Below are 12,265 nucleotides of genomic sequence, written 5' to 3'. Positions count from 1 at the left end.
GTCTTACGCATCCTCCCATTTGGGGGCGCGCTTTTCGATGAAGGCGCCGATGCCTTCTTCGGCATCGCGTGCCAGCATGTTGTCGACCATGACCTGCGTCGCATGGGCATAGGCGTCGGAAAGCGGCATGTCGCGCTGCGCGTAGAAAGCGCGTTTGCCTGTGGCCAGCGTCATGCTGGATTTCGACGCGATCTTCTGCGCCATCTGCAAAGTGGCGTCGCGCAGGTTCTGTGCCGTCACAACCTTGTTGACCAGTCCGATTTCCGCCGCGCGATCAGCGGGCATCATGTCACCGGTCAGCAGCATTTCCATCGCATGTTTATCGGCAACATTGCGTGACAGCGCGACCATCGGCGTCGAGCAGAACAGGCCGATGTGAACACCGGGCGTACCGAAGGTCGCGTTCTCGGATGCGATAGCCAGATCGCAACTGGCCACAAGCTGGCAGCCTGCAGCGGTCGCAACACCTGTGACCTCGGCAATAACAGGTTTGGGGCAGGTGACGATCCCCTGCATCACGGCCGAGCATTGTTCAAGGATACGCGCGAAATAGGCGCGGCCTCTGTCAGGCCCTGTGCGCCCTGCTGTCATCTCTTTCAGATCGTGACCCGCGCAGAAGGCGGGGCCGTTCGCAGCAAGGACGATGACGCGGATGGCAGGGTCAGATCCGGCCTGTCCGAAGGCTTTGCCCAGTTCGGTCAGCATCGCCTCGGACAGCGCATTGCGCCGTGCCGGATCGTTCAGGGTCAGACGCAGAATACCGTCCGCGTCCAGATCGTGCAGAAGAATGTCGCCGGTCTGCATGGGGTCGGTTCCTAACCTGCTGGTTGAAGAATGTTGATCTCGACGCTGTCGGCCAGCGTGTTGGCGATGAAGCAATAGCGGTGCGCGCGGTGCTGCATTTTTGAAAGCTCTGCGGCATCAGGCGCAAACCCCGCGTCGAAACGCACCGCAGGATGCAGGTCGATACGGGTAACCGACATCTGCCCCTTGGCGTTCTTTCCAAGATGGGCCACCGCATGATCGCTATAGCTCGCCACCGGCCAGCCCGCCTTGGCCGCCAAAGCCAGAAAGGTCATCATGTGGCAACTCGACAAGGCCGAGGCCAGCGCCTGTTCAGGGTTAGTGTTGGCCGGATCGCCGCCCCAATCGGGGGCGGCATCCACTGCAACATCATAGTCACTGTTGAAGCGCACTGTATGGGCATTGGAATACTTGCCCGCCAGCAGCACGGGTTCCGCACGCTGCCAGTGCAATTGGATCGAAAGGTCAGACATGTGTCGGGTCTCTTGATGGGCCGTGCTCAGGCAGCGGCGAGTTTTTTCTTGGGGTCGTAGAATGGACGCTCGACAACCGTCGCGCGGGTCGGACCGGACGGGGTGACAACCTCGACCTCGACCCCGATATGCGCGTGCTCGACAGCTATCATGGCAAGGGCGATGTTGCGTTCGAGCCGAGGAGAGTAGACCGCGGATGTGACCTTGCCGATCTCCGACCCGTCCTTGCTGATGGCCCAGAAAGTGGTGTTAGGGCCTGCCATTGGCGCGGTGTCGATAATCAGGCCAACCTGAACGCGGCTGACACCCTGCTGCTGGATACGGCGTAGCGCGTCCTTGCCGATAAAGTCAGCCTCGATATCAAGGTTGACAAGCCGGTCCAGCCCCAATTCGTAGGGGTTGGTCTTGATGTCCGCGTCGGCATGGTATGACAGCATTCCGCCCTCGATCCGGCGGATCGAAGAGGTGTGGCCGGGCTTCAGGCCGAATTCCATACCGGTGGCCATGATCCGCTCCCACAAGGCATCGCCACAGGTGCTGTCGCGCAGATAGATTTCGTAGCCCAGTTCGCTGGACCAGCCTGTGCGCGACACCAGAAGCGGGATGCCATCAAGATCCATCTCGCGGTGCCAGTAATATTTGAGGTCCAGAATACCGTCGCCGAACAGGGCCTGCATGATCTGGCCCGATTTTGGCCCCTGCAACTGTAGCGGCGACACATCGGGCTCGTTGATTGTGACATCAAGGCCGGAATGGACGGCTACGCCCTGTGCCCAAAGCAGAATGTCGCTATCGGCAAGAGAAATCCAGAAATGATCCTCGGCCAGCCGCAGCAGGATCGGATCGTTCAGGATGCCACCTTCTGCATTGGTGATCAGGACATATTTGCACTGCCCGACTGCCATCTTCGACAGATCACGCGGTGTCAGCATCTGGACAAAACGCGCGGCATCCGGTCCGGTGATCTCGACCTGACGCTCGACCGCGACATCGCACAGGATCGCATCATTGACGAGGTTCCAGAAATTCTGTTCCGGATCACCGAAATCGCGCGGGATATACATATGGTTATACACGGAAAACCCTTTGGCACCCCAGCGGACCGTTGCGTCAAAATAAGGGGATTTCCGGATCTGCGTGCCAAAGCCGAAGTCGTCTGCTTGCATTGTTTTCGCCCTTGCTTGTCACCGGTCCGACTGGCCGGGATCGTTGGAACCTGACGCAAATCTAGAACTCTGCGATATGCGAAGGCGGGCTGAAAAACTGGCGGCTTTAGACTGAACAGTCTAATTTTTGGGCGCTTTGCAGATCATTCAGTCTGACGGGGTGCCAAGACATCTTTCGAGGTCAATTTAACCAGATTGGGAAGACCGGATTTCACCGTCCGAGTCGCGATGTAGGTCATATAGCGATCGACACCAAGCTCGGCATCCAGCATTGCCTGCATGAGCGCCTGAAAGCCTGTGAGGTTGGAGCAGATCACCTTGAGAACGTAGTCCATGCCGCCCCCTGTAGCGATACATTCGGTGAATTCGTCCTTGCTGTTTACAAAAGCCTCGAACCTGTCGAAGTCGGCCTTGCGGTGATGTGTCAGCGATACGGTGACGATCACTTGCGAGATATCGCAAATCCGCTCAAGCGCGATATCGGCGTTGTAGCCACGGATAAAGCCCGCCGCCTTGAGCCGGTCAAGCCGCGCCCAGCAGGGTGTGGCAGAGATATTGGCAATCTCTGCAAGTCTGGACTTGCTAAGCTGCCCATGCCGCTGCACAGCGCACAGGATGCGGATATCGGTTGCATCGAGACCAATCTTCTTCATCCGCGCAATACCCTAACTTCATCAAGGGCCTGTCGCTCACGAACCGCCCAGCTTGGCAATGACGCTACTTGGAAACGTCCGTCGCACCGGATGTTTTTGCGACGCGTTCTATCTCAAGAACGGCAAGGGCTGTTGCGACGCTTCAGGGATGGACGCGTCCGACCGATAACTACAACCACCCCGCAGCCTTCAGATCGGGGCGGAACGAGCGGCCAACGGGCACACGGCGGGTATCGGTCAGGCGCAAGACGGTGCGCTGCCTCTCGCGCTCCACACCCGCCACAGCATCGCTTGCGACCCACCAAGAGCGGTGTACGCGCAGGCCCAACCCGCCCAGTTCGCGGGTGGCATCCTCCATGCGGCACAGGATCATGTCGGACCCGCCGGAATGATGCACCACAAGATAGTGATCCTGCATCTCGAGGCAAAGAATCTGCCCACCAAGCGGTTTCGGAAAGCGCGCGCAGAAAAGAGCAAGGCCGTCTGTTTCCTGTCGGGTTGCCTCGGCTGTGGATGTATGCGGCATGGAGGCGGCGGTTGTTGGCAGATCAGGCGGCGCCTGTATCCGCTCCTGCATATCCAGCCATGTGTAAACCGGAAGGGTGATCGCGGCCAACAACAGCGCGACCTGACCGGACAGCATCGCCACATTTTGCGGCCACCCGATCCCCGACAGGCCATTGGCCATGGACACCACGCCGGTTGCAGGCAGTGCGGCCAGAAGCGCGCCAGCAAGCGGCACAATCAAGCGACGCTTTGGCAGCTGCGCCTCCAGCAGCGCATCCACACGCCGCACGATAGCGTCTGCCAGCAGCCAGTTGACCGAGACCACCGCCAGCCAATAGGCCAGCCGTGTCCCGAGGGGAAGCAGGTGATAGGTGCCGAACGGCCCGATCAATCCCAGCACAAGGCCCACACCGAATGGCGGCCCCAGCCGGAGGGAAAGGTGGGCAAGTCGTTCACGCATCGCAGCGGTATCTTATCATGCCGTTTGCGTAAATTCCCAACCATTTCCGCAACTTTGCTGGCAGGTCGCGGCCGGCGGCCACCACCCTTGGCACATCACGAAAACAGTTTGACCCGAAAAACGGAGGCATCGCCCCATGATCCAGACAACCCTTTTCTTGCATATACTGGCCGGTGTCACAGCACTGGCCGCCGCTGGCATCGCTGTCGGTAGCGCCAAGGGTGGAAGGCTGCACCGGCGCGCGGGCAACATCTATACGCTTGCGATGCTGGTCACGGGCCTGAGCGCGCTTGTCCTGTCGGTGATGGACCCCAACCCGTTCCTGTTCGCCGTCGGTATATTCAGCCTTTATCTTGTCTTTACAGGCTGGCGCGCGGCCATGGTGCGCGACGGGCGGCCAAGGCTGGCTGATCACGCAGGGGGTGCTGTGATGGCGCTGGCGGGGGTCGGGATGCTTGGCTGGGGCGGGCAGGGCATGCTGAGCGGCAGTGGCGCGCAGCCGGTGATCCTGCTGGTCTTCGGCGCGATCGGGCTGACCATGGCGTTGGCGGACTGGCGCGACTGGGCGCGCGGTCCGGTCGCTGGCAAACGTCGCATCGCGCGGCATCTGGGGCGCATGCTGGGTGGAACCATCGCCACGATCACGGCGGCGGGCGTTGTCAATCTGGGCTTTCTGCCCGATCTTGTGGTCTGGCTTGGCCCCACAGTCCTCATCACCCCCGTGATCTTCTGGTGGACCGCCCGCGTGACACGCGGCGCTGTGCGCACCTGACCCGAGGCCACAAGACCGAACCAAGCCCGCCCCCGGATCGTCTCGCGTTGTGCCGGATAGGGCTGTGATGATCGGAGGCGGTATGGGGGACTGGAATTGCAGGTTGACCCTGAGACTCGTTTCACCCGCGGTATTGCTTGGTATGGCATGGGCAGGGAAGGAGGTGAGTTGGCTTTTTTCTTTTTAACCTTGGTCTTACACAACGATAGGGAGCCGGGCAGTCTACATTCGTCTGAAGGCTTGGGAGTCGCATCTTGAGAGGCTGTGCATGGATAATCTAGTGACTGGACAGTGCCTGTGTGCAACTGTGACGTTCCGGATATCGGCAGAGTTCAAAAGTTTCTTTCTTTGTCATTGCTGGTGTTGTCGCAAGGATAGCGGGTCAGCCCATTCGGCCAACCTGTTTTCGTCCACGGCGCAGATTACTTGGTTGTCAGGCAAGGAAAAAATTAGGGATTTCAGGCCGACTGGGTCACAGCATGTGAAATGTTTTTGCACCGACTGCGGGTCCGCTTTGCCTTTTTCGCAGGCAGGCAGGCAGGCAGGCAGGCAGGCAGGCAGGTAGGCGATGGTGTGCCTGTCGTGCCAACTGGACCACTGGATAGCCCGACGGGCATATTTGTTTTTCCAGTCGCGCGCATTGGGATGATAATTTCGATTGCCTTCAAAAACGCGACGGACGGCCCGATTGAACAGTCGATCTGGTGACGCACCTCGGAGGTATTCAGGACGATAGGTGGCAACTGACCTCTGCGTCCCGCATTCCGGCTGCGTCGATCCTGCCCACAGACAAACCATGTCAAGAGGGAAGGCATCACCCTCGCATGGCTACAAGTGGCGGTTTGGCGCGCAGGTTGGATTGTTTGTAGCTGGCCATCAGGTCGTTGAACTTGCCGCCCTGCACCGCGACGTGGTCGCGCAGGACGGTTTCGGCGGTGGTGCTGTCGCCTTCTTCGAGCGCGTCCAGAATCTGGCGGTGTTCGGTCAGGGATTGCACCATCCGCCCGCGCACGCGCAATTGCATGCGACGGAAAGGTTGCAGCCTGCGGTGCAGGCGCTGGGCCTCGCCTTCCAGAAACTCGTTGCCGGAGGCGGTATAGATCATGTGGTGGAACCTCTCGTTCTCGCGGTAGTAGCCGTCGCTGTCGCCTGCATGGGCTGCGGCTTCGCAGGCGTCCACTGTTGCACGAATCGCGGCCAGCACATCGGGTGTCACGCGGCGCGCGGCCAGCCTGCCGCAAAAGGCCTCAAGCTCGGCCATGACCTCGAACATCTCGATCATCTCGTGGAAGGCAGGGTGGCGCACAAAGGCCCCGCGACGGGGCAGCAGTTCCACCAGACCGGATGCGGCGAGCACCTGAAACGCCTCGCGCAGAGGTGTACGCGAGACGTGGAACCGCTCGGCCAGCCGGATTTCGTCAAGCCTTTCGCCATCGGCGAATTCGCCGGTCACGATCATCTGTTCCAGTGCTTCACGCACATGATCTGCCATACGTGTGTTCATGTATGCAATGATATGCGGTCTACTGAAATCCAGCAATCAAATTCTTGTATACAAAAAGTTTGACATGGAATGCAAAGCCGCGCAAGATCATTGTGATTGCGGGGAGGAGCCCGCAGCACTGATATCTGGGAGGATACAATGGCCATCAGAACTTTCGCCGCTGCTGCGGCTCTTGCTGTTTTTGGAATGGGTCTTTCGGCTGCCAATGCCACCGAACTGCGCCTGTCGCATCAGTGGTCCACCGGCGATGTGCGCCACAAGGTGGCCGAGATGATCGCGACAGATGTTGCGGCTGCAGGTGTCGATCTGGACATCAAGATATTTCCGTCCGAATCGCTGCTGAAAGCACGCGAGCAGTACAACCCTCTGTCACGCGGGCAGGTCGACATGATCGTCTATCCGCTGTCCTATTCCGGCGGCCAGCGCGGTGAATACAACCTGACCCTGATGCCCGGTCTGGTGAAGAACCACGATCACGCGGCGCGCCTGAACGAAAGCCCGTTCATGGAAGAGATCGAGAAGATCCTTGCCGAGGACGATATCATGGTGCTGGTGCATGGCTATCTGGCCGGCGGTTTTGCCAGTGTCGGCGAGTGCATCACACGGCCCGAGCATGTAAACGGCCTGAGCACCCGCGCGGCGGGCAAGTCCTTCGAGGAAATGCTGGCGGCTGCCGGTGCCTCGATCTCGTCCATGGCGTCATCCGAGGTTTATAACGCGATGCAGACCGGCGTTCTTCAGGCGGTCAACACGTCGTCCTCGTCCTTTGCGTCCTTCCGTCTGCAAGAGCAGGTGAAGTGCTACACCCCTGCGGCCGATGTGGCACTGTGGTTCATGTACCAGCCGGTTCTGATGAACAAATCTACCTTTGACGGCCTGTCAGACGCGCAGAAAGAGGCACTGACCGCAGCGGCGGCCAAAGCGGAAGCATGGTATCTGCAAGAGGCCAAGGCCGAGGATGCAGCGTCGGTCGAGGTCTTCAAGGCCGCCGGTGTCGAGATTGCCGCGATGACACAGGACGATTTCAACGCATGGCTCGAACTGGCGAAAACCAGTTCCTACAAATCCTTCGTGGACAGTGTGCCGAATGGTCAGGCGCTGCTGGATATGGCGCTGGCGGTTGAATAAACTCGCCCGCCATTAATACAGGCCGGGCGGTCCAATGGTCGCCCGGCCTCGATCAAACCCTCAAATCTTCGGAGCCGTATCAATGGCAACCCTGCCCTCTACCCGTGCCGCCAGCACTGGTGGCTACCTTGTCTTGCGCCTGATCAAAGGGCTGTCCACTGTGTGCGGATGGGTTTCGGCCCTGATGATCCTCGCCTCGGTCCTGATCACCTGCCAGATGATTTTTGTCCGCTTCGTGATGGAAAAATCCACGATCTGGCAGACCGAGGCTGTGATCTATCTGATGATCGGTGCCACATTGCTGGGGCTTCCCTATGTGCAAAGCCTGCGCGGTCATGTGAATGTCGATCTCATCCCAATCCTGATCAAAGGGCGCGCGCGCAACGTTCTGGCAGGTGTGGTGCTTCTGATGACGATGGCGGTGGTCAGCGTGATCCTGTTCTATGCCTTCGAGAACTGGCACTTCGCTTGGGAGCGCGGCTGGCGGTCGGAAACGGTATGGGCACCGAAACTGTGGATTCCCTATCTGGCGTTGCCTTTGGGGTTCGGTCTTTACCTGCTGCAACTTGCCGCTGACTTCGTGGCGCTTGTTCTGGGCGTTGATCGCGCCTTCGGACTGGAGGACAACTGATGGACCCGCTTTCGCTTGGCCTTCTGGTCGCATTCATGACCATCGTGGTGCTGTTTTCGGGCGTATCTGTCGCGTCGGGACTGCTTATCGTATCCGCCGGTTTCCTGCTGGTATTTGACGGGATTCGCTCGCTGGAACTGATGCCCGAGATTTTCTTTGGCAAACTCAACTCCTTCGCATTGTTGTCCATTCCGATGTTTATCATCATGGGGGCTGCGATCTCATCGACCCGCGCAGGGGCCGACCTTTATGAGGCGCTGGAACGGTGGCTGACCCGTGTGCCGGGCGGTCTGGTGATGTCGAACCTTGGCGCTTGCGCGCTGTTTTCGGCGATGTCTGGCTCCAGCCCTGCAACCTGTGCGGCTATTGGCAAGATGGGTATCCCCGAGATGCGCAAGCGCGGCTATCCCGATGAGGTGGCCGCAGGCTCGATCGCGGCGGGTGGTACGCTGGGTATCCTGATCCCGCCATCCGTGACGATGATCGTTTATGGCATTGCGACCGAAACATCTATCGGCCGTCTGTTCCTTTCGGGTGTGTTGCCTGGCTTGTTGCTGGTGGGCCTGTTCATGGCGTGGTCGGTGTTTCACACCTTCCGCTACGGCTCTGCCGATGTTCTGGCGCGCCGCACCTATACCCTTAAGCAGAAGCTGGAAATCCTGCCGCGTGTGATCCCGTTTATCATCATCATCGTGGGCGTGCTGTATGCCATGTATGGCGGTATCGCGACGCCATCGGAAACGGCGGCTGTCGGTGCTCTGCTGTGTCTTGTGATCGCCATGGTGATCTACAGACTGTGGTCGCCCAAAAAGCTGTGGACCATCCTGAGCGACAGCACGCGCGAATCCGTAATGATCCTGTTCATTATCGGGGCGGCTGGTGTCTTCTCCTATATGCTGTCCTCTCTGTTCATCACGCAGTCGATCGCCGCGTGGATTTCCGATCTTGAGGTCAACCGCTGGGTGCTGATGGGGATCGTCAACGTCTTCCTGCTGGTGGCCGGATTCTTCCTGCCGCCGGTAGCTGTGATCCTTATGGCGGCGCCGATCCTGTTGCCGATCATCCTTGCTGCTGAATTCGACCCCTACTGGTTCGCGGTGATCCTGACCATCAACATGGAAATCGGGCTGATATCGCCGCCGGTGGGTCTGAATCTCTATGTGATCAATTCGATCGCACCCGATATCAAGCTCAAGACAATCCTGCGCGGTTCGATGCCCTATGTCGGCTGCATGGTTCTGGCCATTGTGATCCTGTGCGTCTTTCCGGGGATTGTGTCATGGTTGCCCAATCTTGTGATGGGGCCGGTCTGATGGCACGGACATGGGATTTGGGCGGCTGGGCGCTGGGTGATTTTCTGACCACGCTGTTCGAGAGGCGGCGCGCCGGCGATGTGTCGGCAAGTGGCAAGCCGTTGCCCGAACTGTGCCGCGCGCTGTTGTCGGGCCAGGGCGAGGTGTCGGGGATGAAACGGGCGGCGGAAGTGCTGATGCGCTACCGTCAGGCCGATGCCGCCGGAAAAGCCGCTTTCTTCCGCTTTCTGGCCGACGAGATGGATCTGGATCCCGCTGCCTTGACTAAGGCGGCGCAAGCCTATGCCAAGGGGCGGGATGCACGGCATCTGTCGACCTTGCTGGAGGCGGCTGAACCACCGCGTCAGGAATTGCTGCGGCGTCTCAATCAAGCGCCGGGCGGCACGGCCGATCTGGTGGCGATGCGCGTCGACCTGATGGCGGCGGCCAAGGCCGAGCCTGATCTGGCGCGTGTCGATCTGGATTTTCGGCACCTCTTCGCATCGTGGTTCAATCGCGGCTTTCTGGTGCTGCGCCGGATCGGGTGGGAAAGCCCCGCTAACATCCTTGAAAAGATCATCCAGTATGAGGCCGTGCACGAGATCCAGAGCTGGGACGATCTACGCCGCAGGCTTGAGCCACCCGACAGGCGTTGTTTCGCCTTCTTTCATCCGGCCATGCCCGATGATCCGCTGATCTTTGTCGAGGTGGCACTGACGCGCGGCATCCCCGGCGCAATCGGTGCGCTTCTGGCCGAGGATCGCAAGGCATTGCCCGCGCATGAGATGGACACGGCTGTGTTTTATTCCATCTCGAATTGTCAGGCAGGCTTGCGGGGGATCTCCTTCGGCAATTCGCTGATCAAGCAGGTGGTCGATGTTCTGGGACGCGAGGTGCCTGGGCTGAAGACATTCGTGACCCTCTCGCCGATCCCCGGCCTTGTGCGCTGGCTGGACACACAGGACGACAGCCATGCCAAGGCGCTGCTGGCCGATGATGGCGTGGCCCCTGATGCGGACCTGCTGCGCGCGATGGCCGCGACCTATCTGCTGGAGGCCAAGGCGAAAGACGGACAGCCCTTGGACCCTGTTGCGCGCTTTCATCTGGGCAACGGGGCCGAGGTGCACGAGATCCATGCGAATGCCGATCTGTCGCCCAAGGGCCGCGCTCAATCTTGCGGCGCGATGGTGAATTATCTTTACGATCCGGCGCGGGTGGAACAAAACCACGAAGCTTTTGCCAGCGTCCAGACGGTGGCAGCAACACGTGGCGTCAAGGCGCTGGCGGGACCAGTGAAGGACCGGAAAGAAAAAGGACGAAAAGACCAATGACGAACCTGCTCTATGATGCGTTCTTTGCTCCGCTCAAGGGGCGCGACCGTGCATTCCTGATCCTGCCCGACGGGTCCGAGATTAGCGGCACAGCGTTTCTGGATATGGTGCACAGGGTCGCCAATGCGCTTGTGGCGGCAGGTGTGCGCCCCGGTGACCGGATCGCGGTACAGATCAACAAATCCCCGATGGCGCTGGCGATTTATGGCGGGGCTGTCGCGGCAGGTGCGATCTTTCTGCCATTGAACACGGCCTACACAGCCGCCGAGATTGATTATTTCGTAGGCAATGCCACGCCGAAACTTGTGCTGGCCGACGGCGCGCGCGCAGAGGCGCTGGCCCCTGTGGCGCAAGCGCAGGGCGCGGTGCTGATGGTGGTCAATGCCGACGGATCAGGTAGCTTTGCCGATCTGGTCGCAGCGCAGTCGGACAGTTTCGCGGCGGTCGCGCGCGGGCCCGAGGATCTCGCGGCGTTTCTCTATACATCGGGCACAACAGGCCGGTCCAAGGGGGCGATGCTGACGCATCAGAACCTGCTGTCCAACGCCGAGGTTCTGACCGCCGAATGGCAGTTCACCGACAAGGATGTGCTGTTGCATGCCTTGCCGATCTTCCACACCCATGGCCTGTTCGTGGCGACGAATATCTCGTTGCTGGCCGGGGGGGCGATGATCTTTCTGCCGGGGCTGAACATGGATGACATGATCCGCCTGATGCCGCGCGCAACATCGATGATGGGCGTGCCGACATTCTATACGCGCCTGCTGGACGATCCGCGCTTTACCGCAGATCTGACAGCACATATGCGGCTTTTCGTGTCCGGCTCGGCCCCGTTGCTGACGGAAACCCATGTGCAGTTCGAAGAGCGCACAGGCCACCGCATTCTTGAGCGTTATGGCATGACAGAAACGAATATGAACACCTCGAACCCCTATGCGGGCGATCGCCGTGCGGGAACTGTCGGCTTGCCCTTGCCAGGGGTCGAGGTTGTCGTGACCGATCCGACTACGGGCGACGCCCTGCCGCAGGGCGAGGTCGGTATGATCGAGGTGCGCGGCCCCAATGTCTTCAAAGGGTACTGGCAGATGCCCGAGAAAACCCGTGAAGAGTTGCGCGATACAGGCTTTTTCATCACCGGCGATCTGGGACAATTCGATGCGGACGGGTATCTGTCTATCGTCGGGCGCCAGAAAGACCTGATCATTACCGGCGGCTTCAACGTCTATCCCAAAGAGGTCGAGTTGATCCTTGATGACCAGCCCGGCGTTCTGGAAAGCGCGGTTGTCGGGGTGCCGCATCCCGATTTCGGCGAGGCAGTTCTGGGGGTGATCGTGGCGGAACCGGGTCAGAGCCCCGATCTGGCGGCGATTGACGCGGTGCTGCGCGAAAGCCTTGCGCGGTTCAAGCAGCCCAAGGCTCTGGAACTGGTCGAGATGCTGCCGCGCAATACGATGGGCAAGGTCCAGAAAAACGAATTGCGTGCCATCTTCGGCGATAAATTCGCAAGTTGAGGTGGTGATGTCGCGGCAGGGTGACCTGCCGCG

General features: G+C 59.8%; 13 protein-coding genes. 7 read left to right on the top strand and 6 right to left on the bottom strand.

Annotation, left to right across the window (positions count from 1 at the left end; all coding sequences use genetic code 11):
• Nucleotides 1–3: 3 nt before the first annotated feature.
• The 5 genes from K7H22_RS06225 to K7H22_RS06205 form a co-directional block, all read right to left on the bottom strand.
• Nucleotides 4–804: an enoyl-CoA hydratase gene (locus tag K7H22_RS06225; RefSeq protein WP_230799867.1), complete on the bottom strand. Its 801-nt coding sequence runs from the start codon at nt 802–804 to the stop codon at nt 4–6.
• A gap of 11 nt (nt 805–815) precedes the next feature.
• Nucleotides 816–1,277 (bottom strand): OsmC family protein, encoded by a 462-nt coding sequence (locus K7H22_RS06220; protein ID WP_230799866.1) that lies wholly within the window; start codon nt 1,275–1,277, stop codon nt 816–818.
• 26 nt (nt 1,278–1,303) lie between these two features.
• Nucleotides 1,304–2,443, bottom strand: a complete 1,140-nt coding sequence (locus tag K7H22_RS06215; protein ID WP_230799865.1) for a glycine cleavage T C-terminal barrel domain-containing protein — start codon at nt 2,441–2,443, stop codon at nt 1,304–1,306.
• 143 nt (nt 2,444–2,586) lie between these two features.
• On the bottom strand, nt 2,587–3,096 hold the full coding sequence (locus tag K7H22_RS06210) for an Lrp/AsnC family transcriptional regulator (protein ID WP_230799864.1): 510 nt from the start codon (nt 3,094–3,096) through the stop codon (nt 2,587–2,589).
• A 169-nt stretch (nt 3,097–3,265) separates the two neighbouring features.
• Nucleotides 3,266–4,063 carry a LytTR family DNA-binding domain-containing protein gene (locus K7H22_RS06205; RefSeq protein ID WP_230799863.1) on the bottom strand — a complete coding sequence of 266 codons (798 nt, stop codon included), beginning with the start codon at nt 4,061–4,063 and terminating at the stop codon, nt 3,266–3,268.
• A 136-nt stretch (nt 4,064–4,199) separates the two neighbouring features.
• Between K7H22_RS06205 and K7H22_RS06200 the strand changes: the two genes are divergently transcribed.
• Both K7H22_RS06200 and K7H22_RS20230 read left to right on the top strand, forming a co-directional pair.
• Entirely contained in the window at nt 4,200–4,835 is a 636-nt protein-coding gene (locus tag K7H22_RS06200) for a DUF2306 domain-containing protein (RefSeq protein ID WP_230799862.1), read from the top strand.
• A 268-nt stretch (nt 4,836–5,103) separates the two neighbouring features.
• On the top strand, nt 5,104–5,400 hold the full coding sequence (locus tag K7H22_RS20230) for a GFA family protein (RefSeq protein WP_419248156.1): 297 nt from the start codon (nt 5,104–5,106) through the stop codon (nt 5,398–5,400).
• A gap of 249 nt (nt 5,401–5,649) precedes the next feature.
• Here the strand turns inward: K7H22_RS20230 and K7H22_RS06195 are convergent, their stop codons facing one another.
• Nucleotides 5,650–6,339 carry a GntR family transcriptional regulator gene (locus K7H22_RS06195; RefSeq protein ID WP_230799861.1) on the bottom strand — a complete coding sequence of 230 codons (690 nt, stop codon included), beginning with the start codon at nt 6,337–6,339 and terminating at the stop codon, nt 5,650–5,652.
• A 138-nt stretch (nt 6,340–6,477) separates the two neighbouring features.
• On the opposite strand from K7H22_RS06195, the gene dctP reads away from it, so the two are divergent.
• The 5 genes from dctP (at nt 6,478) to K7H22_RS06170 (ending at nt 12,232) form a co-directional block, all read left to right on the top strand.
• Nucleotides 6,478–7,467, top strand: coding sequence for a TRAP transporter substrate-binding protein DctP (dctP, locus tag K7H22_RS06190; protein ID WP_230799860.1), 990 nt, complete (start codon nt 6,478–6,480; stop codon nt 7,465–7,467).
• 82 nt (nt 7,468–7,549) lie between these two features.
• Nucleotides 7,550–8,098, top strand: a complete 549-nt coding sequence (locus K7H22_RS06185; RefSeq protein WP_230799859.1) for a TRAP transporter small permease — start codon at nt 7,550–7,552, stop codon at nt 8,096–8,098.
• A complete protein-coding gene (locus K7H22_RS06180; protein WP_230799858.1) occupies nt 8,098–9,411 on the top strand; it encodes a TRAP transporter large permease in 1,314 nt (437 codons plus the stop codon). The genes K7H22_RS06185 and K7H22_RS06180 overlap by 1 nt, the downstream gene beginning before the upstream one ends.
• On the top strand, nt 9,411–10,721 hold the full coding sequence (locus tag K7H22_RS06175; protein WP_230799857.1) for a malonyl-CoA decarboxylase: 1,311 nt from the start codon (nt 9,411–9,413) through the stop codon (nt 10,719–10,721). Before K7H22_RS06180 ends, K7H22_RS06175 begins: the two co-directional genes overlap by 1 nt.
• On the top strand, nt 10,718–12,232 hold the full coding sequence (locus K7H22_RS06170) for a malonate--CoA ligase (protein ID WP_230799856.1): 1,515 nt from the start codon (nt 10,718–10,720) through the stop codon (nt 12,230–12,232). The genes K7H22_RS06175 and K7H22_RS06170 overlap by 4 nt, the downstream gene beginning before the upstream one ends.
• The last annotated feature ends 33 nt before the right edge of the window (nt 12,233–12,265 follow it).

Origin of the sequence: Seohaeicola saemankumensis, from assembly GCF_021021435.1 — a bacterium.
In the GTDB taxonomy this organism is placed as follows: domain Bacteria; phylum Pseudomonadota; class Alphaproteobacteria; order Rhodobacterales; family Rhodobacteraceae; genus Seohaeicola.
The sequence above is the reverse complement of the archived record's forward strand: the minus strand, read 5'-3'. Positions and strand labels throughout refer to the sequence as shown.

Bases quoted from the DNA above. Each gene is read 5' to 3' on its own strand.
- K7H22_RS06225 (WP_230799867.1), bottom strand. From the start codon at position 804: ATGCAGACCGGCGACATTCTTCTGCACGATCTGGACGCGGACGGTATT.
- K7H22_RS06220 (WP_230799866.1), bottom strand. From the start codon at position 1,277: ATGTCTGACCTTTCGATCCAATTGCACTGGCAGCGTGCGGAACCCGTG.
- K7H22_RS06215 (WP_230799865.1), bottom strand. From the start codon at position 2,443: ATGCAAGCAGACGACTTCGGCTTTGGCACGCAGATCCGGAAATCCCCT.
- K7H22_RS06210 (WP_230799864.1), bottom strand. From the start codon at position 3,096: ATGAAGAAGATTGGTCTCGATGCAACCGATATCCGCATCCTGTGCGCT.
- K7H22_RS06205 (WP_230799863.1), bottom strand. From the start codon at position 4,063: ATGCGTGAACGACTTGCCCACCTTTCCCTCCGGCTGGGGCCGCCATTC.
- K7H22_RS06200 (WP_230799862.1), top strand. From the start codon at position 4,200: ATGATCCAGACAACCCTTTTCTTGCATATACTGGCCGGTGTCACAGCA.
- K7H22_RS20230 (WP_419248156.1), top strand. From the start codon at position 5,104: ATGGATAATCTAGTGACTGGACAGTGCCTGTGTGCAACTGTGACGTTC.
- K7H22_RS06195 (WP_230799861.1), bottom strand. From the start codon at position 6,339: ATGAACACACGTATGGCAGATCATGTGCGTGAAGCACTGGAACAGATG.
- dctP (WP_230799860.1), top strand. From the start codon at position 6,478: ATGGCCATCAGAACTTTCGCCGCTGCTGCGGCTCTTGCTGTTTTTGGA.
- K7H22_RS06185 (WP_230799859.1), top strand. From the start codon at position 7,550: ATGGCAACCCTGCCCTCTACCCGTGCCGCCAGCACTGGTGGCTACCTT.
- K7H22_RS06180 (WP_230799858.1), top strand. From the start codon at position 8,098: ATGGACCCGCTTTCGCTTGGCCTTCTGGTCGCATTCATGACCATCGTG.
- K7H22_RS06175 (WP_230799857.1), top strand. From the start codon at position 9,411: ATGGCACGGACATGGGATTTGGGCGGCTGGGCGCTGGGTGATTTTCTG.
- K7H22_RS06170 (WP_230799856.1), top strand. From the start codon at position 10,718: ATGACGAACCTGCTCTATGATGCGTTCTTTGCTCCGCTCAAGGGGCGC.